The organism is Nonomuraea sp. NPDC005650 (assembly GCF_040605375.1).
Lineage (GTDB): Bacteria > Actinomycetota > Actinomycetes > Streptosporangiales > Streptosporangiaceae > Nonomuraea.
Map to the genome: position 1 here is coordinate 175730 of NZ_JBEXCR010000007.1, position 23543 is coordinate 199272.

Here is a 23543-nt window from a genome sequence, read left to right on the forward strand (position 1 = left end):
TCACAAGAGCCTAGGGAGGGCCGGATGGCGGCTGACGCGAACGCGATCATCGCCGGTTTGGGCGGGGCCGACAACATCATCGAGATAGAGCCCTGCATCACCCGGTTGCGCACCGAGGTGCACGACGCGTCCAAGGTCGATCAGGCCGCCCTCAGGGCGGCGGGCGCGCACGGCGTGATGGCCGCGGGGAACGTGGTCCAGGTCGTCGTGGGGCCGGAGGCGGACACCATCGCCAGCGACATCGAGGACATCATCGGCTAAGGGCGAGATCATGACGACTGTTCTCGCCCCGGTCGAGGGGGCGGCTGTGGGGCTGGCCGCCGTGCCCGACCCGGTGTTCTCCGCCGGTCTGGTCGGGCCGGGGGCGGCGATCGACCCGCTGCGCGGGCCGGGGAAGGCCGTTGCCCCCATAGCTGGAAAAATCATGAAACTGCATCCGCACGCGTACGTCATCGTCGGAGACGACGGCAGGGGCGTGCTGGTGCATCTGGGCATCGACACGGTCCAGCTCAAAGGTCAGGGGTTCGAGCTCCTGGCCGCCGAGGGCGACCGGGTGAGCGCCGGGCAGCCCGTCGTGGCCTGGGACCCGGCGGTCGTCGAGGCGGGCGGACGCTCGCCGGTCTGCCCGGTCGTCGCGCTCGACGCCCTGTCGGAGTCCGTGACCGAGGTCGCGGAGGGGGCAGTTCACGCAGGAGACGAGCTGTTCCGCTGGGAATAGCTCCGGAACGAGCGGGTTCGGGGAGACGGCAGAATGTATACGCGCCATCGCGCAAGGGTCCAGCTGGTCTGGACCGGCACCAGAAGGAGGAGTAATGGGTGAGCGCAAGGTCACCGTGGCGGCGGAGGTGGGGCTGCACGCCCGGCCCGCCGCGACGTTCGTCCAGCGGGCCAAGCAGGCCCCCATGGACATCACGGTGACGAAGTCCCACGGTAACGAGCAGGTCAACGGCAAGAGCATCCTCGCGATCATGGCCCTGGACGTGAAGCAGGGCGAGACCGTCGTGATCAGCGCGGAGGGTGAGGGGTCGGAGCAGATCCTCGACGAGCTGGCCGCGATCGCCGCGACGCCATGAACCTGCGGGGGGTAGGGGTCAGCCCGGGCATCGGGCACGGCCCCGCGTACGTTCTGACCGCCTCCGTGCCCGAACCCCCCGAGGGCGCCACCTACACCGGTGAGGCGGAGCAGGAGAAAGAGCGCGCGATGGCCGCGCTCACGCAGGTCGCGGGCGAGTTGGAGGCCCGGGGGAACCAGGCGGGCGGCGAGGCCGAGGAGATACTCAAGGCCCAGGCGCTGATGGCCGAGGATCCCGGGCTGGTCGTCAAGGTGCGAACGCTGATCGACCGCGGCCTGGCCGCCCCGAGGGCGGTTTTTGAAGCTTTCACGAAATATCGGGACGTGCTGGCCGGGTCCGGGGGCTACCTGGGCGAGCGGGCCGCCGACCTCATCGACATCAGGGACCGCGTGATCGCGCTCCTCTACGGGCACGCCATGCAGGGGCTCCCGGTCGCTCCCGAGGAGCCGTACGTGCTGGTCGCCAGGGACCTCGCGCCCGCCGACACGGCGCTGCTGCGCAAGGAGGACATCGCCGCGTTCGTCACCCAGGAAGGCGGCCCCACCAGCCACACCGCGATCATGGCCAGGGCGATGGGCGTGCCCGCCGTCGTGGCCTGCCACGGCGCGCTGGAGATCCCGCCGGGCGTCCGGGTGATGGCCGACGGCACGACGGGAGCCGTACGCGTCGAGCCGGCCGAGTCCGACGTGGCCGAGGCGGTCGGCGCGGACGCCGCGCGGCAGGCGGCGATCGCCGCGGCGAAGGGCCCCGGCAGGACCGCCGACGGGCACCCGGTTCCGCTGCTGGCCAACATCGGCGGCCCCGCGGACCTCGAAGCCGCCCGCGGCGCGGGAGCCGAGGGGATCGGGCTCTACCGCACCGAGTTCCTCTTCCTCGGCAGGGCCAAGCCGCCCGCCACCGAGGAGCAGCGGCGGGCCTATCGCGCGGCGCTGGAGGCGTTCCCCGGCGGCAAGGTGGTCGTGCGGGCGCTGGACGCGGGCGCGGACAAGCCGCTGGCGTTCATGCCCGCGCCCGCCGAGCCGAACCCGGCGCTCGGGGAGCGGGGGCTGCGCAGGCTCCGGAGGTTCCCCGAGGTCATGGACGCGCAGCTCGCCGCGCTGGCGGCCGTCGCCGCAGAGGGGCTCCAGGTGATGGCGCCGATGGTGGCCACGGCCGAGGAGGCCGGCTGGTTCGCGCAGGAGTGCCGGGCCAGGGGCCTGACGGACGTGGGCGTGATGGTCGAGATCCCGTCGGCCGCGCTGCGCGCCCGCGAGCTGCTCGCCCGGGTGGACTTCGTCTCGATCGGCACCAACGACCTCGCCCAGTACGCCTACGCCGCGGACCGCCAGGTCGGTGCCGTGAGCGCGCTGCACGACCCCTGGCTGCCCGCGCTGCTCGACCTGGTCGCCATGACCGCGGCGGCCGCCGCGAAGCTCGGCAAGCCGTGCGGCGTCTGCGGCGAGTCGGCCGCCGACCCGGCGCTGGCCTGCGTGCTCGTCGGGCTCGGGGTCTCCTCGCTGTCGATGGCCGCCGCGGCGCTGCCCGCCGTACGCGCCGTGCTGGCCGCGCACACGCTCGACCAGTGCCGGAGCGCCGCCGAGGCCGCGCGGGCGCAGACGACGGCGGCTCATGCGCGTGCGGCGGCCCGCGTGCACCTGTCCGGGCTCGCCCGGTTGGGGCTGTAGCCGGGTCCGCATCCGGCCGACTTGGTAAAGGGACGGTCTGCTGCGGGTCGTCGGATGGATACCTTTGGAGGCATGCTTCGACGGACCGGTACGGCAGGACTCCTCGCGATCGCTCTGACAGCCTGCGGCTACGGCCCCAGCCCGGCGGGTGCGACTCCCACCGGAGGAGGCAAGGCCGCACCGCCCGCGCAGACGTCCCAGCAGAGCGCTCCGCAGACGTCCCAGGAGACGGCGCCGCAGACCGCGCCGCCGCAGAGCCCGCCGCAGGCGCGCCAGGACGCCGTCGGGCGGGCCCTGGCGAAGATGAGCGTCGAGGAGAAGATCGGCCAGCTCTTCATGCCCGTCCTGTACGGCACCGCGGCCGACACCGTGTCGGGCGAGAACCAGGCCAGGTACGGCGCCCAGACCCCGGCCAAGGTGATCGCGAAATACCACCTCGGCGGCGTGATCCTCTTCCCGCAGAACATCAAGGGCGTCGGCCAGGTCGTCGGCCTCACCAACGGCATGCAGCGCGCGTCCAAGGACGTGCCGCTGCTGATCGGCACCGACCAGGAGAACGGCCTGGTGGCCAGGATGTCCGCGATCATGACCGACTTCCCGGGAGCCGCCGAGATCGGCGCGACCAAGGACCCCGACCGGGCGCGGGCCGTGGCCAGGGCGACCGGCGAGGAGCTGCGCGCGCTCGGCGTCAACCTCGACTTCGCCCCGGTGGCCGACGTGAACGTGAACCCCAAGAACCCGGTCATCGGCCGCCGGGCCTACGGCAACGACCCGGCGCGGGTGGCGAAGATGGTCGCGGGGGCGGTCAAGGGGTTCGGCGAGGCGAAGGTGGCCGCCAGCGCCAAGCACTTCCCCGGCCACGGAGACACCGACGTCGACAGCCACACCGGGCTGCCGGTGATCAAGCACACGAAGGCGGAGTGGGAGAAGATCGACGCGCCGCCGTTCAGGGCGGCCATCGGCGCGGGCGTGGACGCCGTGATGAGCGCCCACATCGTCTTCCCCAGGCTCGACCCGTCGGGCGACCCCGCCACGCTGTCCAAGCCCATCCTGACCGGCCTGCTCAGGCAGAAGCTCGGCTTCAAGGGCGTGATCTCCACCGACGCGCTCAACATGGAGGGCGTGCGCAAGAAGTACGACGACGGGGAGATCGCGGTGCGCGCCGTGCTGGCCGGGGCCGACCTGCTGCTCATGCCGAACGACCTGCCGAAGGCGTACCAGGCGGTGGCGGCGGCGGTGCGGTCGGGCCGGATCTCGAAGGAGCGGCTCGACCAGTCCGTCACCCGGCTGCTGACGCTCAAGCAGGCCAAGGGCTACCTGCCCGAGGCCCCCGCCGCCGACGCGGGGAGGGCGGCCGGCGTGGTGCGCTCCGCGGCGCACCGCAAGCTGGCCGCCCAGGCCACCCGCTAGCTAGTGCGCGCCGCGCAGGCCGCTGGCGATGAACATCCCGGCCAGCATGGCGAACAGGAACGCCTGCAGGAACTGGATGAACATCTCGAACGCGGTCATCACGATCGTCATCAGCACGCCGACGACGCCGAGGCCCGCGCCCAGCGGGGTGAGCCGCTCGAACAGGAACCAGAAGCCCACCGAGCTGAAGAAGGCTAGGAGGATGTGGCCGGCGAACATGTTCGCGAACAGCCGGATGAAGTGGGTGAACAGCGACGTGATGAACACCTCGGCCAGGATCAGCGGGGCATAGAGGCCGTACGCCCAGCCGGGCAGGCCCGGGAGGTGCACGATGCCCCTCAGATAGCCGCGCACGCCGTGGTGCCGGACGCCGAGGTAGACCTTGACGCCGTACACGATGAGCGCCAGCGCCAGGGGGAAGTAGATGCGCGCCGCGACGGGGAACTGGATGAGCGGGACGACGCCCATCAGGTTCCAGATGAGCACGGTCAGGAAGATCGTGAGGAGGAAGCCCATCCATCGGTCGGAGTCGGCGCCGAGGCTGGGGCGGGCTATGTGGTCGCGTACGAACATGTACGCGTACTCGCCGATGCTCTGCCAGCCGCGTGGGATGATCTTCGGTTTGGCGAACGCGGCCCAGCACAGGGCGATGGCGATGACCGAGCTGAGCAGGGCGATGAGGACCGGTTTGGTGAACCACTCCGGGCCGCCGGGGAAGATCGGCGCGAATTCGAAGAGTTCCAGTCCCGGGGCGGTCCACTGGTCGGGGGAGGGGTTCAAGCCAAAGGAGGTGATCAGGATCGTCGTCTGCACGGCGGTCCTTTCTGGGTAGCGACTATCGCTGGAAGTACACCTTAACCGGATATATCGGGCGACCTTTTTATGGGGTTTTAACGGTTTATAAGTGCCGATGACGTTCTATTCTGGAACGGTGCTTACGGGTGTGCTCATCGACTGGGGCGGGGTGCTGACGACCAGCCTCTCCGACTCCATCGCGCGCTGGATCGCGGCGGACAGGATCGACGGCGACCACTACCGCCAGGTGATGCGGAAGCTGGTCGACCACGCTTACGGCGACGGTGTCGGCGAAAGCGTCGTCCACGCGCTGGAAAGGGGCGAGATCGACGGCTCCGCCTTCGAGCGCGACCTCGCCGCCCGGCTGCTGACCGTTGACGGCGTGCCGCCCGTGGCCGACGGGCTGCTGGCCCGGATGTTCGCGGGATTCGATCGCGTTGACGCTATGTACGACATGCTCCGCGATGTGCGGAAAAATGGTGTCAAAACGTGTTTGGTATCTAACTCTTGGTCGAACGAATACCCCCGGGCCGAGTGGGACGGGCTCTTCGACGCGGTCGTGATCTCCGGCGAGGTGGGCATGCGCAAGCCCGAGCCGCGCATCTACCGCCACGCGGTCGAGCTGATCGGCCTGACCTGCGAGGAGTGCGTGTTCATCGACGACATCGAGGCCAACATCCTGGCCGCCCGCGCGCTCGGCATCGCCGGCATCCATCACAAAGATGCCGACTCGACCATCGAGGAACTCGAGTCTCTCCTCCGTCTCACGCTGCGGCGGGCATGATAGAGCCCTTGCACGCTGAGACGGGCCCGCCGGACGCGGACGTCCGTCCCGGCACGCCGAGCTGAGCTCGGCCAGAAAGAAGCACGAAAGGTTCGTCATGCGCGTCTATCTGCCGTGCACTCTCCCGGCCCTGACCCAGGCGGTCGCGGCGGGAGAGCTGGGCCCGGCCCCGCTGACCGGCTACGCGGTGACCCCCGCGCTGACCGAGTGGTATGCCTCGGGCGACACCGAGGAGCTCGAATACGTGGCGCTCACCGAGGCGGCCCGTGCCTCGCTGCGGATGGTGGCCGCCGGCCGCGCCGAGGGCGCCGAGATCGCGGCCCGGCGCGTGGTGGTCGCGGCCGAGGTGCCGGAGGGATCGGTCTCCGCCGGGGTCGATCTCGAAGAACGGGCGAGAGTACGCCTCGCCGGCCCGATCCCGCTGGCCAAGGTGGCCGCGGTGCACATCGACGACCACGAGGCGACCGCCGACGTCGAGGCCGCGGTCGCCGCGCTGCCGGCCGCGGACGAAGGCGACGACGACGCCAGATTCACCGTGGACGGGGCCGAGGCGCACGAGCTCATGTGGTACGCAACGCAAGAGATTCCTGACCTTCTCGGTACGTAACGGAGCCGTTACATCGATGGCACTTCCTTGACCGTTTCGAGCCGAACCTCGCTAGGGTCCCGATCTAGCAAGTGTTGTTTACGCAAGGAGTCGGTCCAAGTGAAGCTTCGAGTTGCCGCTACTGTCCTGGGCGCCGTCACGGCGGTCCTCCTGGCGGGCGCGCCCGCGCATGCCCAGGCCAAGCCGGGCGACCACAAGGACCCAGTCAAGGAGGGCTGCTGGAACGCGGCCAAGGTGGTCAAGACCGCCCCCATCAAGAGCCGCGTCGACGGCAACGTCGGGACGATCAAGCTCTGGTGGTCCGGCAAGTGCAAGACCAACTGGGTCGAGATTCGGACGGCCTCGTCCGCGACGGGCACCATCAGCGTCTACGCCGCCGACGGCCGCTACGACCAGTTCCGCTTCAAGAAGGGCAACAAGGGCCGCCACTGGGGCAACATGATCTCGGCCAACAACATGTGCGCCTGGGGCAGCGTCTCGGTCCAGTGGAACGGCGGCCGCGGCGGCCAGAACGGCTCCGGCACGACCGCGAAGGCCTGCGGCTAGCTCTCCCCCGGGGGCCGTGGCCGGATGGTCGCGGCCCCTGCAGTGGGCGTTCATCGAAACGTCACACGTGCCGTCTAAGCTTTGTTGCAACATGACAAAGCACATCATCTGGGATTGGAACGGCACGCTCTTCCACGACATCGACGCCGTGGTCGGGGCGACCAACGCGGTCTTCAAGCCGTACGAACTTCCTGAGGTGACCGTCGACGGTTTCCGCGCGGTCTACACCCGGCCCATCTGGGTCGCCTACGAGCGCCTGCTCGGCCGCCCCCTGACCGAGGGGGAGTGGGAGCTGCTCGACGACGGGTTCCACGAGCACTACTTCCGGCTGAGCGACGCCTGCGCGCTGGCCGCCGACGCCGAGCTGGCCCTCACGAGCTGGACGGGCAGCCAGTCGCTCTGCTCGATGGCGCCGCACGCGCACCTGGTGCCGATGGTCGACTCGTTCGGCATCACCCGGCACTTCACCCGGGTCGACGGGCTGCTGGGCACGACCGGCGGCGAGAAGGCCGCGCACATGGCGGCCCACATCGAGGCCATCGGGGTGGACCCCGGCAAGATCCTGGTCATCGGCGACAGCATGGACGACGGGTTCGCCGCGCGGCACGTGGGGGCCAGGGCGGTGCTGTACACGGGCGGGATGACGACCCGCGCCGACCTGGAGAGCACTGGGTTTCCCGTGGTCGACACGCTGTCGGACGCGCTGGACCACGCGTAAAGGCTTCATGCTCAAATCGCCAAGGCGTCGACTCCGGGCATGGCGCCGGCCGTACCGTAACTGAACAAAACGGCGGCGCCCGCCGTACCCTATGCAGGGTCACCCCCCAGGAGGCTGCCATCAACCGCCTTGTGCTGTGGAACGTCGACCTGACGCTGGTCGACGTCGCCATCGTGACCCGGGACGCCTACGCTGAGGCGTTCCGCTTCGTCACGGGGCGACCGCTGGTCAAACTCGTGCCCCCGCTGGGGCGCCCCGACTCGGAGATCATCTTCGAGACGCTCGCCGTCAACGGCATCGTGGCCGAGGACGACCACCTGCCCAAGTTCCTGTCAGCGCTCGCCGTGGCCTTCGCCGACCGGCGCGGGCGGCTGGCCAAGGAGGGGCGGATGATGCAGGGGGCCAAGGACGCGCTGAAGTCGGTGTCCCGGCTCGACGGCGTGATCCAGACGGTGCTGACCGGGACCATCAAGAGCAACGCCGTCCACAAGCTCAAGGCGTTCGGGCTGGACAAGCACATCGACTTCACGCTGGGCGGGTACGGCGAGGAGGTCTACCCCAAGGCGACGCTGCTGCAGGTGGCCCAGTCGCGGGCCAAGGAACGCCTGGGCACGCCGTTCACCGCGGCCAACACGGTCGTGATCGGCGACTCCACGCGGGACGTCCAGGCCGCCAAGATCGGCGGCGCGGCGATGATCGGGGTCGCCTCGGGGCGTTCCATGGCGGCCGAACTGCGCGAGGCGGGGGCCGACGTGGTGCTGCCCGACCTCTCCAACGCCTCCGAGGTCGTCGCCGCCGTGGCGGGCCTCACCTCCCCGGTCGGCCGCATCGCCTAAGGCCGTGTCGCCAAAGGCCGCGTCGCCTAACCGTCGGTGCCCGGGTCCAGGGCGTCGAGGAAGCGGGCGGCGGCCGGGGCGGCCACGCCGGCGCCCGTGCCCGCGCCCTCGGCGATGACCGCGAAGGCCACGTCACCCCGGTAGCCGATGAACCACGAGTGCGTCGGCGGCTCCTTGCCGGACCCGAACTCCGCGGTGCCCGTCTTGCCGGCCGTGCCCTTGGGGAACTGGACGGCGTGGGCGGTGCCGTCCGTCACCACGGCGGGCATCAGCCTGCGCAGGGCCGCCACCACGCCCTCCTCCAGCGGCCGGGGGTTGGTGGGCTGGGCGTCCGGGATGAGCTCCTCCTTGACGAGGGTCGGGGAGATCCAGGCGCCGGAGGCGATGGCGGCCGCGACCGAGGCCATGTTGAGCGGGCTGGCCAGGACGCGGCCCTGGCCGATGGCGGCGGAGGCGAGGTCCGTGTCGTCCTTCGGGTCCGGGAACTCGGCCCGTACGGCGGGCAGGCCGGGGGTGATCGGGGTGCCGAAGCCGAAGCTGCGGGCCACCTGCGCCAGCCGCCCGCCGTTCAACTGGCGCACGCTCATCTCCCCGAACGTCGTGTTGCACGAATGCGCGAACGCGTCCTGGAACGAAAGCCTGCCGAAGTCCTCGAAGTCGGCGTTGTGGAAGGGGAAGCCGCCGATGTTCTTCTCGGCGGGGCAGGTGACCTGGCGGGACGGCTCGACCCCGTCCGCGACCAGCGCGGAGGCCGTCACGACCTTGAACGTCGAACCGGGCGGATACTTGCCGAGCAGGGCCCGGTTGAAGCCGCCCGGCTTGTTCACCACCGCGAGGATCTCGCCGGTCGAGGCCCGCAGCGCCACCAGCGACGCCGGTTGCTTCACGTCCTCCAGGGCCTTGGCCCCGGCGCGGTGGACCTTCAGGTCGACGGTGGTCTGGAGCGCGCGGTAGCCGTTGGCGCGGACGACCGTCTGGATGGGTTCGTCCCCCTGGTAGAGGTCGATCCGGGAACGGGCCGGCTTCTCGAACCGGTCGGGGAACGTCTGCTTGATGCCCTCCACGAGCTGCTGCACCGAGCCGGGCGCGTCCGGCGTGTTGATCGCGGTGCCGTCGGCGGCCAGGACCCGCAGCGGGTCGCCCTGCTGGGAGATGACGCGCAGCGAGCGGCCCGGCTTGAGCAGCGGGTGGATGGCGGCGGGCGTCCAGGCGACCTGCCACCTGCGGTCACGCTCCACGAGATTGAGCCGGCCGTCGTAGGTCCAGTCCTGCTGGCCGAGCAGCTTGGCCTGGAAGGGGACGACGTCGCTGGAGGAGGCGAAGACCCCCGTCGGCCTGGGGCGGTGGAAGTCCGCCCCGGTGAGCTTGAGATCGGCGCGGAAGCGGCGGTGCCAGGTCTCGAAGTCGGCGGGCGGGTCGGCCACCAGGGCGCGCATCCCCGCGTAGTCCTGGGCGGACCAGGCCGCCAGGTATTTGTCGGCCGTCTCCTCCGGCGAGCCCTCCGTACGCAGCGCCCAGACGACGCCTCCCGCCGCCACGACCGGGACCAGGATCCCCGAAACGATCCACGGCCAGCGACGGCGTCGTATTTTCCCCGTTTGTGGTGCCATGGAGCAGAGGACACCAGAGCGGCGGCAGGGGTGTCCAATATTGATATGGGCGGTTTGTAGATATAAGTCTGGATATAGTGGCTGGTCGTGGACCTCGTCCGGCACCTTCGCTACTTCACCGTCGTCGCGGAGGAACTCCACTTCGGCAACGCCGCGATCCGGCTCGGCATGGCACAGCCGCCGCTCAGCCAGCGCATCAAGCGCCTGGAGGAGGAGCTGGGCGTGCGGCTGTTCGACCGCTCGGCCCGCCAGGTGCGGCTCACCGAGGCGGGCCGGCTGCTCCTGGGTGAGGCCCGCGAGATCGTGGCCAGGGTGGACCGGCTGCACGAGCTGGCCAGACAGGGCGAGGGCACGGTGCTCAAGGTGGGTGTCCCGCCCGACCTGGCCGCCGCCGCCATCGCCGCCCTGGTCGCGGGCTTCCGCGAGACCAACCCCACGGTACGCCTCGCGCCCGCCGAGATCTGGACCGCCGACCAGGTGACGGCGCTGGCGGAGGGAACGATCGACGTCGGTCTCGTCCGCCACCCGGTCACCGCGCCCGGCCTGCGCTTCGGCCAGCTGCTCGCGCAGGCGCAGGGCGTGCTGCTGGCCGCGGGCGACCCGCTCACCGGCGTGGGCGAGGTGCACCTGGCCGACCTGGCGGGGCGGGAGCTGCTGATGCCTCCCCAGGAGGGGGAGCCTGGCCTGTACGCGGAGATGCTCTCGGAGTGCCGCCGCCACGGCTACGTCCCCGCGCAGGTGCACGAGGGCGCCGGGCTCGGGCTGGTCATGGCGGGTGCGGCGGTGGCGTTCGGGCCGAAGGCGGACCTCCCGGGGCTGGCCTGGCGGCCGCTGCTAGGCTCGCCGATCACGTGCCGGGTCTCCACCGCCTGGCGCCAGGCGGCGGCCGCCCCGATCGAAGAACTGGTCGGCGACTTCTCGGCCGTGGCCGTACGCACTCTGAAGGAGAGCGCCGGGATGACGGACGAGGCCGCGGTGTCCGTGCGGCGGATCAGCCGCAGGCCGGGGATGCTGGCATGAGCGGTCCCGACTTCGACGCGCTGTTCCGCACGGCGGGTGTGCGGGGCCGGCTGTACGCGGCCGACATCGACTCGGGGCGCGAGGTGGGACACGGGCCGGACGAGCCGGTGCCCACGGCGTCGATGTTCAAGGTGCCGCTGCTGGTGGCGCTGTGCAGGCAGGCCGACGCCGGGCTCCTCGACCTGTCCGAACGCGTGACGGTGACGGCACAGGACAGGGTCTCGGGGCCGACGGGGCTGTCGGCGATGCTCGACGACGTGACGATCTCGCTGCGTGATCTGGCATACCTGATGATCACGGTGAGCGACAACACCTCGGCCGACGTGGTGCTGGGCCGGGTCGGGTTCGAGGCGGTCAACGCCATGCTGGCCGGGTTCGGGCTGGACGGGACGCGGGTGAGGCGGAGCTGCCGGGAGCTCAACGACAGCATGGGTGCCGACACCGGACACGGGTGGCCGTTCGTGGATCCGGAGGACATCGCGCGGCTGAGCGCGCTCGACCCCGCGCGGACGAACCGGTCCACCCCGCGCGAGCTGGCCGCGCTGTTCGGGATGATCTGGCGGGACGAGGCGGCCTCGGCGCAGTCGTGCGCCTGGATGCGCGGCGTGCTCAACATGCAGGTGTGGCCGCACCGGCTGGCCTCCGGCTTTCCGTACGACGACGTCGCGGTCAGCGGCAAGACCGGCACGCTGCCCACGCTGCGCAGCGAGTCCGGGGTCGTCGAGTACCCCGACGGCCGGCGCTACGCCGTGGCCGTGTGCACCCGTTCGTTCAGCACCGCGCTCAACCAGCCGCGCGCCGACGCGGTGATCGGCACGGCGGCGCGTATGGCGGTGGACCACCTACGGCGGTAGCAAGTTATGTGGGAGGTCGGGTATGACTTTCCCCCGATCGGGCGACAGGATGGGCACATGGTTGCTGAGGGCGAGCTTCTCTGGGAGCCGAGCGAAGAGGTCGTGGCGCAGGCCAGGCTGACCCGTTACCTGGAGTGGCTGGGACGGCCGGGACCCTACGAGGACGTGTGGCGGTGGTCCGTCGACGAACCGGGCGCGTTCTGGACGTCCGTCTGGGACTACTTCGACGTGGTCGGGGACCGGGGCGACGGGCCGGTGGTCTCCGGGACGATGCCGGACGTCACGTGGTTCGAGGGCAGCACGCTCAACTACGCCGAGAACGCGCTGCGCCACGCCGGTGGCACCGCCGTGGTGTTCGTGTCCGAGGACGGCGCCCGCCAGGAGCTGACCTGGGACGAGCTGCGCGAGGAGGTCGCCCGCGTCCGGGCGGGGCTGGTCCGGCTCGGCGTGCGGCGCGGCGACCGGGTGGCCGCCTACCTGCCGAGCATCCCGCAGGCCCTGATCGCCTTCCTGGCGACCGCCTCGCTGGGCGCGATCTGGTCGGCCGGCTCGCCCGACTTCGGGGTGCCGAGCATCGTCGACAGGTTCAAGCAGATCGAGCCCAAGGTGCTCATCGCGGTCGACGGCTACCACTACAACGGGAAGACGTACGACCGCTCCGACGCGGTCAACGAGATCGCCGCCCAGCTGCCCACGCTGCGCGCGACCGTGTGGATCCCCTACCTGGCGGCGCTCGACGAGGGCAGCGCGCCCCAGCAGGCCGGGCCCGCCGAGGCGCACACCCGCGAGGTGCCGCACGGCGAGGTGATCGGCTGGGAGGGGCTGCGGGCCGAGGAGGGGCCGCTGGAGTTCGAGCGGGTGCCGTTCGGCCACCCGCTGTGGATCCTCTACTCCAGCGGCACGACCGGGCTGCCCAAGCCGATCGTGCACGGGCACGGCGGCGTGGTGCTGGAACACCTCAAATCCCTCGCCTTCCACCAGGACCTCGACGAAGGCGATGTGTTCTTCTGGTACACCACCACCGGCTGGATGATGTGGAACTACCTCATCGGCGCCCTGCTGGTGGGGGCCACGCCGGTGCTGTACGACGGCGCGGCCACCTATCCGTCGCCGGCCGCGCTGTGGCGGATCGCCGACTCCGAGGACGTGACCTACTTCGGGGTCGGGGCGCCGTACATCATGGCCTCGCTGAAGGCCGGGCTCCACCTCGACGGGCTGGAGCGGCTGCGCGGCATCGGCTCGACCGGGTCGCCGCTGCCGCCCGAGGGATTCGGGTGGGTGGCCGCGGAGCTGCCCGGGGTCCCGCTGGGCTCGTTCTCCGGGGGCACGGACGTGTGCACGGGGTTCGTCGGGGCGACCGTGCTCCACCCGATCAGGGCGGGCATCATCCCGTGCCGGTCGCTGGGGGCGAGGGTGGAGTCGTACGACTCCGCGGGCAAGCCGGTCATCGGCGAGGTGGGCGAGCTGGTGCTGACCGCGCCGATGCCGTCGATGCCGGTGAAGTTCTGGAACGACCCCGACGGCCGGCGCTACCTGGAGAGCTACTTCGACGTCTACCCCGGGGTGTGGCGGCACGGCGACTGGATCAAGATCAACGAGGACGGGAGCTGCGTGATCTACGGCCGCTCCGACTCGACGCTCAACCGCGGCGGCGTCCGGATGGGCACCAGCGAGTTCTACCGGGTCGTCGAGCGGTTCGACGAGATCGCCGACAGCCTCGTGATCGACACCGGGCAGCTCGGGCAGGAGGGGCGGCTGCTGCTGTACGTGACCCTCGCCGAGGGTGCGACGCTGACCGAGTCGTTGCAGCGCACCCTCTGCGACACCCTGCGCAAGGAGCTGTCGCCCCGGCACGTGCCCAACGAGATTCACGCCGTCCCCGGCATCCCCCGCACGCTCTCCGGCAAGAAGCTGGAGGTGCCCGTACGCAAGATCCTGCTGGGCACGCCCGTCGAGCAGGCGGCCAATCCCGACGCCATGGCCAACCCCGAGGTGCTGCGCCACTTCAGGCCAGCAGCAGAATGATCTTGCCGCGGGTTCGGCCCTGCTCGGCCGCGCGATGGACCTCTTCCAGTTCGGTCAGGGGGCGATACTCGGCCGCCTCGACCGTGAGCTCGCCCCGGTCGATGAGCTCGGCCAGCTCGGCCAGCTGAGCCGGGTCGTTGCGGGCCACGAAGTGGGTGCCGCCTTCGATCGGGGCGGCGACGGTGATCACCGTGCGCCCGAGTCCGGCCAGGGCGGCGGCGTCCTCCTCGCGGACCGCGGCCAGGTTCAGCACCACGTCCATGCCGCCGGGGAGCGGCGTGGTCGTGTAGTCGATCACCTCGTCGGCGCCGTACCGCTCGACCGCGGCCGCGCTGCGCGGGCTCGCCGTGGCGAACACGGTCGCGCCCGCGAGCTTGGCGAGCTGGACCGCGAACATGCCGATCCCACCGCCTGCGCCGTTGATCAGCACGCGCTGCCCCCGCGTGATCTGGGCGTGCTCTTGCACCGCCTGCCAGGCGGTGAGCCCGGCCACCGGGACGGCGGCCGCGTGGGCGAGCGGGATGCTCTCCGGCGCTCTGGCCAGGACGCTCGCGGGCACGGTCGCATATTCGGCGGCGGCGCCGTCCACCAGGCCGAACACGCGGTCGCCCGGGGCCAGGCCCGTCACGCCCGCGCCGACCTCGACGACCGTGCCGGAGACGTCCCAGCCGAGCGTGTACGGCAGGCTCACCGGGAGCACCTCGCGCAGCAGGCCCATGCGCAGGCCGACCTCCGACGGGTTGAAGGAGGTGGCGGCGACTTCGAGGAGGACCTGTCCCGGGCCCGGGTGCGGCGTGGGGATCCGGTCGTAGCGGATCTCGGCCCCGTATTCGTGGATGCGGGCGGCACTCATGGTCTCGGGCGGTTCGCCGGGGGTGCGGAACTTCTCGGCGTGTTCGGCAGCCCATGCGCTGAACGTGCGGGGCACGGTCTTCGTGACCTCCTCGACCGTCGGCGTGGCGGGGGCCGGGCGGCGGACGAGGTCTGCCTGGGCCTGGAGCACGCCGTCCACTGCCTGTGGGGGCCAGCCCGTGGCCAGGAGCTCCGCGCGGGTCCGGTCGGGCGGGACCTCTTCCCAGCGCGCCGGAAATTTCGTGATCTGGGAGATGGCGCGGACCTGGTCGGCCTGGCTGATCGACTCCGGGCCGGTCAGATTGTAGACGGCGCCGTGGTGCCCTTCCTCCAGCAGTGCCAGTGCCGCCACCGCCGCGAGGTCCCGCTCGTGCACCACGGGCATGGCGGCCCGGCCGTACGAGCCGCGTACCACGCCTGCCCGCACCCGCGCGGCCCACCGCAGCGCGTTGGCCGCGAAGGCGTGCGGGCGCAGGACCGTCCACTCCAGCCCCGACTGCTCGATCAGCCGCTCGACCTCGCGTTCGTGGTCGCGTACCGCGGCGGAGGAGAGGTAGACCACGCGGCGCGCCCGGCCCGCGATCGCGTCGACCACCGCCCGCGCCCCCTCCGCCGTGGCGAAGGGCCACACCAGGAACACCGACTCCACTCCGTCGAGCGGCAGCGACCCGGGGTCCGCCAGATCGCCCCGGGCCCTGCCGAAGGGCCTGACCTCGGCCCCCATTTCCGTCAACCGCGCCGCCACCTGTCCGCCGACCGTGCCGGTCGCGCCCGTGACCAGTACCGTTCTCATGCAGGCCACCGTAGGGGGCGGCGGCGAGACAACCAATGCGTCATCCACCCCGATTCCATACGCGATCGTCCTCCCGTAAGCTGCCCGCGTGGACGTGCTCAGCGACGTGATCGCCCTCATGCGCACCGGCAGCCCCCGATCGGCCCGCGTCGAACGGCGCGCGCCCTGGGGTCAGCGCTTCCCGTCGGTTCCCGGCTCGGCCGGGTTCCAGGTCGTCCTGCGGGGGACGAGCTGGTTGATCCCGCCGGACGGCGACCCGATCCCACTGTCGGTGGGCGACGTGGTCTTCTTCCCCCGAGGCCACGGCTACGCCATGGCGGACTCGCCGTCCACCCCGCTGGCCGAGCCCGACTGCGACCCGCTGGACGACGGTCCCGGCCTGTTCGCCTCCGCCTCCCTCGACGGGCCCGGCGACGGGCCCGTGACGGTGCTGCTGTGCGGCGGCTACCGGCTCGACCAGGGCCGGGCCCACCCGGTCCTGCGCGAGCTGCCCGACCTGATCCACCTCCCGGCCGGCCTCGGCCTCCAGACCGAGCTGCGTGCCGCCGTCGAAGCCCTGGGCGCGGAGATCCAGCGCCCGCGGCTGGGCGCGGACACGGTGGTGGCGTCCCTCCTGGACCTGCTGCTGCTCTACATCCTGCGGGCCTGGTTCGAGGGGGAGCACGGTCAGTGCACGGTCGGCGGGTGGGCGCAGGCGCTGGCGGACCCCGGCATCAGCGTCGCGCTGGACGCCGTCCACCGGGATCCCGCCCACCCGTGGACGGTCCAGGAGCTGGGCGCGCGGGCGGGGCTGTCGCGGTCGGCCTTCTCGCGCCGCTTCGGTGAGCTGATCGGCCGGCCGCCGCTCGCGTACATCACCTGGTGGCGCCTGGCCACGGCGGTCCGCCTCATGCGGGAGTCCGCCGCGCCGCTGGCCGAGATCGCCTCGGCGGTGGGCTACACCTCGGAGTTCGCCTTCGCCAACGCCTTCAAGCGGGAGTACGGCGTGGCGCCCGGCAGATATCGCCGCGAGATCTGCCCGGCCTGATCGCTTGCCCCTATGCAAATAGGTTAAAACGTAACAATTTCCGAACGACTTCGAGCGGCGGGAAATCTGGCATTACCCAGGCATTGACGCTTTGCCACTCGCTGATTTACCGTCCTCCCACCGCTTAAAACGATTTTGCCGGGAGTGCGGCAATGAGTGAAACTCCCGTTCTATCCCTTTCGCAGGTCAGCAAGGCGTTCGGTGCGGTGCGCGCCGTACGCGAGGTCTCTCTTGCGCTCTTCCCGGGCGAGGTGCACGCGCTCGCGGGGGAGAACGGCGCGGGCAAGTCGACGATCGTGAAGATCCTGTCCGGCGTGCACCGGCCGGATTCGGGCCGGATCCTGCTGGACGGCGAGCCGGTGGAGTTCGGCGGGCCCGCGGACGCGCAGCGGGCCGGGGTCGCGGTCATCTACCAGGAGCCGACCCTCTTTCCCGATCTGTCGGTCATGGAGAACATCTTCATGGGCCGCCAGCCCCGCGGCCGCCTCGGCATCGACCGGCGGGCCATGCGCGCCGGCGCCGCCGAGCTGTTCGACCGGCTCGGCGTGCACCTCGACCCCGACCAGCCGGCCCGCGGCCTGTCGATCGCCGACCAGCAGCTCGTGGAGATCGCCAAGGCGCTGTCGCGGCAGGCGCGGGTGCTCGTCATGGACGAGCCGACCGCCGCCCTGTCGGGCACGGAGGTCGCCCGGCTGTTCGGCGTGGCCCGGACGCTGCGCTCGCAGGGCTGCGCGCTGCTGTTCATCTCGCACCGGCTGGAGGAGATCTTCGAGCTGTGCCGGCGGGTCACCACCCTGCGCGACGGCACGTACGTCGCCGCGGACCTGATCGCCGACATCACCCCCGACGACCTGGTACGCCGCATGGTCGGCAGGGAGCTGGAGGCCCTGTTCCCCAAGCAGGAGACGGAGGCCGGCGAGGTCGCGCTGAAGGTGGCCCGGCTCACCCGCGAGGGCGTCTTCACCGACGTGTCCTTCGAGGTACGGCGGGGGGAGATCGTCGCGCTGGCCGGGCTCGTCGGGGCCGGGCGCAGCGAGGTGGCCAGGGCCGTGTTCGGCATCGACCGGTGGGACGCGGGGAGCGTCGAGGTGGGCGGCCGGAGGCTGCGGCCCGCCAGCCCTACGGCGGCCATGGCGGCCGGGCTGGCCCTCGTGCCCGAGGACCGGCGGCTGCAGGGGCTCGTCATGGACCTGTCCATCGAGCGCAACATCGGGCTGGCCGGCCTGGCCGACGTGCGGTGGGGGCCGCTGGTCTCCCGGACGGCCGAGCGGGAGCGGGCCAGGGACTGGGCGGTGCGGCTGCGGCTGAAGTTCGCGCGGCTGACGGACGCCGTGAACGTGCTGTCCGGGGGGAACCAGCAGAAGGTCGTGCTGGCCAAGTGGCTGGCGCGCAGACCGTCGGTGCTCATCGTGGACGAGCCCACCCGCGGGATCGACGTGGCCACCAAGGCCGAGGTGCACCGGCTGCTGTCGGAGCTGGCCGGGAGCGGGGTGGCGGTGCTGATGATCTCTTCCGAGCTGCCCGAGGTGCTCGGGATGGCCGACCGGGTGCTGGTCATGCACGAGGGGCGGCTGGCCGCCGAGATCCCGCGCGCGGCCGCCACCGAGGAGAGCGTGATGGCCGCCGCCACCGGAAGGAGCCTCGCGTGACCGCCACCGCGACCGTGACCGCGCCCGCGACCGGAAGGAGCGTCACGTGACCGCCACCGCGACCAGAGCCGAGGCTGTGCGGCGCAACGGCGGGCGGCGGCTCGTGGACCGCGTCGCGCGGGTGCGCGAGCTGGGCATCGTGGTCGCGCTGGGCGCCCTCTTCGGCGTCACCGGCGCCGTCAACCCGTCCTTCCTCACCTACGCCAGCTTCCGCGACATCCTGCTGAACTCCGCCATCGTCGCCATGCTCGCCGTCGGCCAGACGCTCGTGGTCATCACCAGGAACGTGGACCTGTCCGTCAGCTCCGTGGTGGGGCTGTCGGCGTTCGGGGGCGCGCTGATCCTGGCCGACCACCCGGCCGTGCCGATCCCGGTCGTGATCGTGGGATGCGTGCTGGTCGGCGCCCTGTGCGGGGCGGTCAACGGGCTGCTCGTCGGCGCGGCGAAGGTGCCCGCGCTGGTGGCCACCCTCGGCACCCTGTACGCCTTCCGCGGCATCGACTACGCCTGGGCCGGCGGACGCCAGGTGAACGCGGCCGACATGCCCGAGAGCTTCCTGTCCCTGGGGACCCGCTCGGTGCTCGGCGTGCCGCTGCTCGCGCTGGCCGCCCTGGTCGTGCTGCTGGTGGTCGGGTGGATGCTGGGCAACCTGCGCGCCGGCCGGGAGCTGTACGCGATCGGCTCCAACCCCGAGGCGGCGGTGCTCGCCGGGATCCGGGTGCGGCGCAGGATCCTGGCGGCGTTCGTGGCCAACGGGGCGCTGGCGGGGCTGGCCGGGGTGATGTGGGCGGCCCGCTTCGGCACCGTGGACGCCACCGTGGCGACCGGCAAGGAGCTCGACGTGATCGCGGCCGTCGTGGTGGGCGGGGTGGCCATCTTCGGCGGCAGCGGCACGGTGTACGGAGCGGCGCTCGGCGCGCTGCTGCTGGCCGGCATCACCAGCGCGCTGGCCGTGCTCCGGGTGGACGCCCTCGCCCAGACCGCGATCAACGGCGCCCTGCTGCTGGCCGCCATCGTCCTCGACCGCGTGCTCGCCCTCCGCGTCGCCGCCGCCCTGCGCCGCCGAAGATTCCACGACCCCGCCGGCCCCGCCGACCCCGCCGATCCCGCCGACCCCGCCTCCGGGAGGACCGCCGATGGCCGCTGATCTCGCTCGGATGGCCCGCCGGTGGGAGGGGCTCATCCTCGTCCTGCTCGTCGGCGTGATCGGGTGGGCCTCGCTCGGCGTGGACGGGTTCGCGAACGGGTCCAACGTCTCCTTCCTGCTCCTCGACACCACCGAGATCGCCCTCATGGCCCTGACCATGACGCTGGTCATCGTGGCGGCCGAGATCGACCTGTCGGTGGCCTCCACGCTGGGCCTGTCGTGCGCGGTGCTCGGCCGGCTGTGGAACGCGGGCCTGCCGATCGAGGCGATCATGCCCATCTGCCTGCTGGTGGGCGCCGCGTGCGGGGCGTTCAACGGGCTGCTCGTCACCCGGCTGGGCCTGCCCTCGCTGGCGGTCACCATCGGGACGTTCGCGCTGTTCCGCGGCCTGGCGTACGTCATGCTCGGCGACCAAGCGGTGGCCGACCTGCCGCCCGCGTACACGAGCCTGGCCACCGCCTCCGTCGGCCCGATCCCGCTGGCGTCCGTGCTGGTCGCGGTGCTGGCGGCGGTGGCGGCCACGGTGCTGCACGCGACCGGGCTGGGCCGGTCAATCGTCGCGCTCGGCTCGAACGTGGAGGCCGCCTTCTTCGCGGGCGTCCGGGTCAAGCGGATCAAGTTCTGGCTGTTCGTGGCCTCCGGGGTGATGGCGTCGCTGGCCTCACTCGTCTACACGTTCCGCTACGCCAGCGCCAGGGCGGACAACGGCGTCGGGCTCGAACTGGCCGTGGTGGCCGCCGTGCTGCTCGGCGGCGTGTCGATCTTCGGCGGGCGCGGCACGCTGCCCGGAGTCCTCATGGCGGTGCTGCTGCTCGGCGTGGTACGCAACGCGCTCATCCTCGCCGACGTGGCCAACGAGGTCCTGAACTTCGTGACGGGCCTGCTGCTCGTCGCATCCGTGCTGGCGCCGAACCTGGGGGCGGTATGGCGGCGGCGCACATCACCACAAGTGGAAGGGAAGTCCGTTTCATGACAACGCGCACCCCTTGGCGCTCCACGGCGCTCCTTGCCGGACTCGTCCTGCTGACGGCCGCCTGCGGCGGCACCACCAAGAGCGACGTGGCACAACAGTCCTCCGCCTCCGCCACGGCCGCCGCGTCCTCGGCCCCCGCCGCGAATCCGAACGCCCCGCTCAAGCAGGGACTGAAGATCGCGTTCCTGCCCAAGCAGGTCAACAACCCGTACTTCACGATCGCCGACGGCGGCGGGATCGAGGCCGCCAAGGAGTTCGGCGGCGAGGGCAAGGAGGTCGGGCCGTCCGACGCCAGCGCGTCCTCGCAGGTGTCCTACATCAACACGCTGATGCAGCAGAAGCAGGACGCCATCGTCATCTCCGCGAACGACCCCAACGCCGTCGTGCCCGCGCTCAAGCAGGCCATGGCCGCCGGGGTCAAGGTCGTCAGCTACGACTCCGACACCGCCCCCGAGGGCCGCGACGTGTTCGTCAACCAGGCCAGCCCCGAGGACCTGGGCCGGACCGAGGTGCAGCTGCTGGCCGAGCAGATCGGGCACAAGGGCAAGATCGCCGTGCTCTCCGCCACCCCCAACGCGACGAACCAGAACACCTGGATCGACTTCATGAAGGACGAGCTCAAGAAGCCCGAGTACAAGGACATGGAGCTGGTCAAGGTCGCCTACGGCAACGACGACGACCAGAAGTCGTTCACCGAGACGCAGGGGCTGCTGCGCTCGTACCCGGACCTGGCGGGCATCATCTCGCCCACGACCGTGGGCATCGCCGCGGCGGCCCGCTACCTGTCGGACTCGCCGTCCAAGGGCAAGGTCAAGCTGACCGGGCTCGGCACCCCCAACCAGCTCAGGAAGTTCGTCAAGGACGGCACCATCGAGGCGTTCGAGCTGTGGAACCCGGCCGACCTCGGCTACCTGTCCTCGTACGCGGCGGCGGCGCTGGCGTCGGGGCAGATCACCGGGGCAGAAGGGGAGAAGTTCAAGGCGGGCAAGCTCGGCGAGTACACGATCGGGGCCAAGGGCGAGGTGCTGCTGGGCAAGCCGACCGTGTTCAACAAGGACAACATCGACAAGTTCGACTTCTGAGACCTCTGGCGCTCACGCCCGGCCGCGCGGCACGACCAGGCCCGTCTCGTACGCCATGACGACGGCCTGGGTCCTGTCGCGCAGGCCGAGCTTGTTCAGCACGCGGCTCACGTGCGTCTTGACCGTCTCCTCGGTGACCACCAGCCTGGCCGCGACCTCGGGGTTGGACAGGCCCTCGGCGACCAGCCGCAGGACCTGCGTCTCGCGCGGGGTCAGCGCGGAGAGCGCCTCCGCGTCCGGCCTCGGGCCGCCCATGCGGGCGAACTCGCTGATCAGGCGGCGGGTGACGGCCGGGGCCAGCAGCGCCTCGCCGGCGGCGATCACGCGTACGGCGTCGAAGAGGCGCTCGGCCGTGACGTCCTTGAGCAGGAAGCCGCTGGCTCCGGCGCGCAGGGCGTCGTAGACGTACTCGTCCAGATCGAACGTGGTCAGGATGAGCACCCGCGGCCCGCCGTTGAGGCGCCTGGTGGCCTCGATGCCGTCCATGACCGGCATGCGCACGTCCATGAGCACCACGTCGGGCGACAGCTCGCGGCAGACCCGCACCGCCTCGGCCCCGTCGGCGGCGGTGCCCGCGACCTCGAAGTCCGGCTGGGTGTCGAGCAGCTCGGCGAACCCCGTCCGCACCACCAGATGGTCGTCGGCGATCACGATCCTGAGCCTGGCGGGCTCGCCGCTCATCCGCCCTCCTCGTCGCGTCCGGGCAGGCGGGCCTCGACAAGGAAGCCGCCGCCCTGGGCGGGGCCCGTGCGCAGCTCGCCGCCGACGGCCGCGGCGCGCTCGCGCATGCCGGACAGGCCGTGCCCACCACCCTGCAGCGTGCTCGCCGGGCCAGGCCCGTTGTCGCGGACGAGCAGGCGCAGGTCGGCGCCGGTGTAGTCGAGCTCCACGTCCACGGCGGCCCCGGGCGCGTGGCGGCGCGCGTTGGTGAGCGCCTCCTGGATGATCCGATACGCGGCCAGCTCCACGCCGGGATCGAGCTCCACCGGCGAGCCCCGCAGGACCAGCCGGGTGGTCGTGCCAGACGCCGCGCGCGACTCGTCGAGCAGCTCGTTGAGCTCGTGCAGGCGCAGCCCCGGCTGCGGCCGCCAGGTGGACTCGGCCTCGGCGTCCTCGCGCAGCACGCCGAGCAGCCGCCGCATCTCGGTCAGCGCCGACCTGGCGGTGTCGCCGATGGCCAGCAGCCGCTCCGCGCCCGCCTCCGGCATGCCCGGGACGGCCAGCCGGGCGGTCTCCGCCTGGACGGCGACCATGGAGATGTGGTGGGCGACCACGTCGTGCAGCTCGCGGGCGATGCGGGCGCGCTCGCCGCGGGCGGTGTGCTCGACCAGGCTGTCGGCCATGACCTGCCGGGCGGCGGTGTCGGCACGGGCCCTGCGGCGGGCCCGTACGGCGATCCCGGCCAGCGCCACCGCCGGGGCCAGGCAGGCGAGCAGCAGCGTGAGCCCCCGCACCCGCTCGCCCGGCCCGACCGCCAGCGCCACCAGCGGGTACGGGAGCGCGACGAGCACCGCCACCGCCGGGACGCCGAGCCGGCCGAGCCGGTAGCCGGTGACCAGCTGCGCCACCGCGCCCGCCACCGTCAGCGTGTGGAAGGCCAGGACCGACAGCGCGCCCGCCCCGGTCGCCAGGAGCGCCGCCAGGCCCGGCTGGGCCCACAGGAGGGGGAGCGGCAGCGTGGTGGCCAGCGCGAGCAGGGGGAACACCATGAGGAGCAGCGGGGCCGTGGAGTCACCGGCCGGCGGCACCGCGGCGGGATACGCCGTCTGGCCGTCCACCGGCACGCTCACGGTCTCCGAGAGCGCGGGCGCGCTCCCGGCCTGCACGATCGACTCGACCACCGCGAGCAGCGCCAGGACCACCCCGAGCACGACCGGCAGATGCCGGGCCACGGCGGGACCGTACGGCACGGCCGCCCCGATCCTGCGCACCCACGCGACCGGCACCGCGACGATACGGCTCCACCTCCGGTCCTGCACTCGTTCCACCAGGTCATTGTCCCGGGCAGCGACAATTGTGGCATCCCTCGTAAGAGTGACGAGGCGTAGCTGGCGCCAGTGACGCCGCGGATCGCTCCG

The 23543-nt window shown here is 71.7% G+C and carries 23 protein-coding genes; 18 read left to right on the forward strand and 5 right to left on the reverse strand.

Features of this window, described 5'->3' with window-relative positions:
• Positions 1-24 precede the first annotated feature (24 nt).
• The 5 genes from ABZS69_RS14190 to ABZS69_RS14210 all read left to right on the forward strand — a co-directional run bounded on the left by ABZS69_RS14190 (position 25) and on the right by ABZS69_RS14210 (position 4147).
• On the forward strand, positions 25-261 hold the full coding sequence (locus ABZS69_RS14190; RefSeq protein ID WP_185071009.1) for a PTS glucose/sucrose transporter subunit IIB: 237 nt from the start codon (positions 25-27) through the stop codon (positions 259-261).
• Between the two features lie 10 nt (positions 262-271).
• Positions 272-718, forward strand: a complete 447-nt coding sequence (locus ABZS69_RS14195; RefSeq protein WP_355371083.1) for a PTS glucose transporter subunit IIA — start codon at positions 272-274, stop codon at positions 716-718.
• Between the two features lie 94 nt (positions 719-812).
• Entirely contained in the window at positions 813-1073 is a 261-nt protein-coding gene (locus ABZS69_RS14200) for an HPr family phosphocarrier protein (protein ID WP_355371086.1), read from the forward strand.
• A complete protein-coding gene (ptsP, locus tag ABZS69_RS14205; protein WP_355371088.1) occupies positions 1070-2737 on the forward strand; it encodes a phosphoenolpyruvate--protein phosphotransferase in 1668 nt (555 codons plus the stop codon). Before ABZS69_RS14200 ends, ptsP begins: the two co-directional genes overlap by 4 nt.
• Positions 2738-2809: 72 nt before the next feature.
• A complete protein-coding gene (locus ABZS69_RS14210) occupies positions 2810-4147 on the forward strand; it encodes a glycoside hydrolase family 3 N-terminal domain-containing protein (protein WP_355371091.1) in 1338 nt (445 codons plus the stop codon).
• Here ABZS69_RS14210 and ABZS69_RS14215 read toward each other — a convergent pair whose 3' ends face one another.
• Complete coding sequence (locus ABZS69_RS14215) at positions 4148-4960, reverse strand: F0F1 ATP synthase subunit A (protein WP_355371094.1); 813 nt, start codon at positions 4958-4960, stop codon at positions 4148-4150.
• 97 nt (positions 4961-5057) lie between these two features.
• Between ABZS69_RS14215 and ABZS69_RS14220 the strand changes: the two genes are divergently transcribed.
• From ABZS69_RS14220 to ABZS69_RS14240, 5 genes are all read left to right on the forward strand, one after another.
• A complete protein-coding gene (locus ABZS69_RS14220; RefSeq protein ID WP_355371633.1) occupies positions 5058-5726 on the forward strand; it encodes an HAD family phosphatase in 669 nt (222 codons plus the stop codon).
• Positions 5727-5823: 97 nt separating this feature from the next.
• Positions 5824-6333, forward strand: a complete 510-nt coding sequence (locus ABZS69_RS14225) for a hypothetical protein (protein WP_355371096.1) — start codon at positions 5824-5826, stop codon at positions 6331-6333.
• 99 nt (positions 6334-6432) lie between these two features.
• A complete protein-coding gene (locus tag ABZS69_RS14230; RefSeq protein ID WP_355371099.1) occupies positions 6433-6879 on the forward strand; it encodes a hypothetical protein in 447 nt (148 codons plus the stop codon).
• 91 nt (positions 6880-6970) lie between these two features.
• Positions 6971-7597 (forward strand): HAD hydrolase-like protein, encoded by a 627-nt coding sequence (locus tag ABZS69_RS14235; RefSeq protein ID WP_355371101.1) that lies wholly within the window; start codon positions 6971-6973, stop codon positions 7595-7597.
• A gap of 131 nt (positions 7598-7728) precedes the next feature.
• A complete protein-coding gene (locus ABZS69_RS14240) occupies positions 7729-8433 on the forward strand; it encodes a haloacid dehalogenase-like hydrolase (RefSeq protein WP_355371104.1) in 705 nt (234 codons plus the stop codon).
• Positions 8434-8459: 26 nt separating this feature from the next.
• On the opposite strand, the gene ABZS69_RS14245 is transcribed toward ABZS69_RS14240, so the two are convergent.
• Positions 8460-10043, reverse strand: a complete 1584-nt coding sequence (locus tag ABZS69_RS14245) for a penicillin-binding transpeptidase domain-containing protein (protein WP_355371107.1) — start codon at positions 10041-10043, stop codon at positions 8460-8462.
• An 87-nt stretch (positions 10044-10130) separates the two neighbouring features.
• Between ABZS69_RS14245 and ABZS69_RS14250 the strand changes: the two genes are divergently transcribed.
• From ABZS69_RS14250 to ABZS69_RS14260, 3 genes are read left to right on the forward strand one after another with little or no spacing between them, the layout of a single operon-like run.
• Entirely contained in the window at positions 10131-11063 is a 933-nt protein-coding gene (locus ABZS69_RS14250; protein WP_355371110.1) for a LysR family transcriptional regulator, read from the forward strand.
• On the forward strand, positions 11060-11917 hold the full coding sequence (locus ABZS69_RS14255; protein ID WP_355371112.1) for a serine hydrolase: 858 nt from the start codon (positions 11060-11062) through the stop codon (positions 11915-11917). Before ABZS69_RS14250 ends, ABZS69_RS14255 begins: the two co-directional genes overlap by 4 nt.
• A gap of 57 nt (positions 11918-11974) precedes the next feature.
• Entirely contained in the window at positions 11975-13942 is a 1968-nt protein-coding gene (locus tag ABZS69_RS14260) for an acetoacetate--CoA ligase (RefSeq protein WP_355371115.1), read from the forward strand.
• Here ABZS69_RS14260 and ABZS69_RS14265 read toward each other — a convergent pair.
• Entirely contained in the window at positions 13923-15587 is a 1665-nt protein-coding gene (locus tag ABZS69_RS14265) for a zinc-binding dehydrogenase (protein ID WP_355371118.1), read from the reverse strand. The two genes, ABZS69_RS14260 and ABZS69_RS14265, sit on opposite strands and share 20 nt — an antisense overlap.
• Positions 15588-15675: 88 nt before the next feature.
• Here ABZS69_RS14265 and ABZS69_RS14270 point away from each other — a divergent pair, with 88 nt between their 5' ends.
• From ABZS69_RS14270 to rhaS, 5 genes are all read left to right on the forward strand, one after another.
• Positions 15676-16614, forward strand: coding sequence for an AraC family transcriptional regulator (locus ABZS69_RS14270; protein WP_355371121.1), 939 nt, complete (start codon positions 15676-15678; stop codon positions 16612-16614).
• Between the two features lie 152 nt (positions 16615-16766).
• On the forward strand, positions 16767-18263 hold the full coding sequence (locus ABZS69_RS14275; protein WP_355371123.1) for a sugar ABC transporter ATP-binding protein: 1497 nt from the start codon (positions 16767-16769) through the stop codon (positions 18261-18263).
• 46 nt (positions 18264-18309) lie between these two features.
• Complete coding sequence (locus ABZS69_RS14280) at positions 18310-19410, forward strand: ABC transporter permease (RefSeq protein WP_355371126.1); 1101 nt, start codon at positions 18310-18312, stop codon at positions 19408-19410.
• Complete coding sequence (locus ABZS69_RS14285) at positions 19400-20383, forward strand: ABC transporter permease (RefSeq protein ID WP_355371129.1); 984 nt, start codon at positions 19400-19402, stop codon at positions 20381-20383. Before ABZS69_RS14280 ends, ABZS69_RS14285 begins: the two co-directional genes overlap by 11 nt.
• Positions 20380-21465, forward strand: a complete 1086-nt coding sequence (rhaS, locus tag ABZS69_RS14290; protein ID WP_355371132.1) for a rhamnose ABC transporter substrate-binding protein — start codon at positions 20380-20382, stop codon at positions 21463-21465. The genes ABZS69_RS14285 and rhaS overlap by 4 nt, the downstream gene beginning before the upstream one ends.
• Positions 21466-21477: 12 nt before the next feature.
• Here rhaS and ABZS69_RS14295 read toward each other — a convergent pair whose 3' ends face one another.
• A complete protein-coding gene (locus ABZS69_RS14295) occupies positions 21478-22146 on the reverse strand; it encodes a response regulator transcription factor (protein ID WP_355371134.1) in 669 nt (222 codons plus the stop codon).
• Positions 22143-23453, reverse strand: coding sequence for a sensor histidine kinase (locus ABZS69_RS14300; RefSeq protein ID WP_355371137.1), 1311 nt, complete (start codon positions 23451-23453; stop codon positions 22143-22145). The genes ABZS69_RS14295 and ABZS69_RS14300 overlap by 4 nt, the downstream gene beginning before the upstream one ends.
• Positions 23454-23543 lie beyond the last annotated feature (90 nt).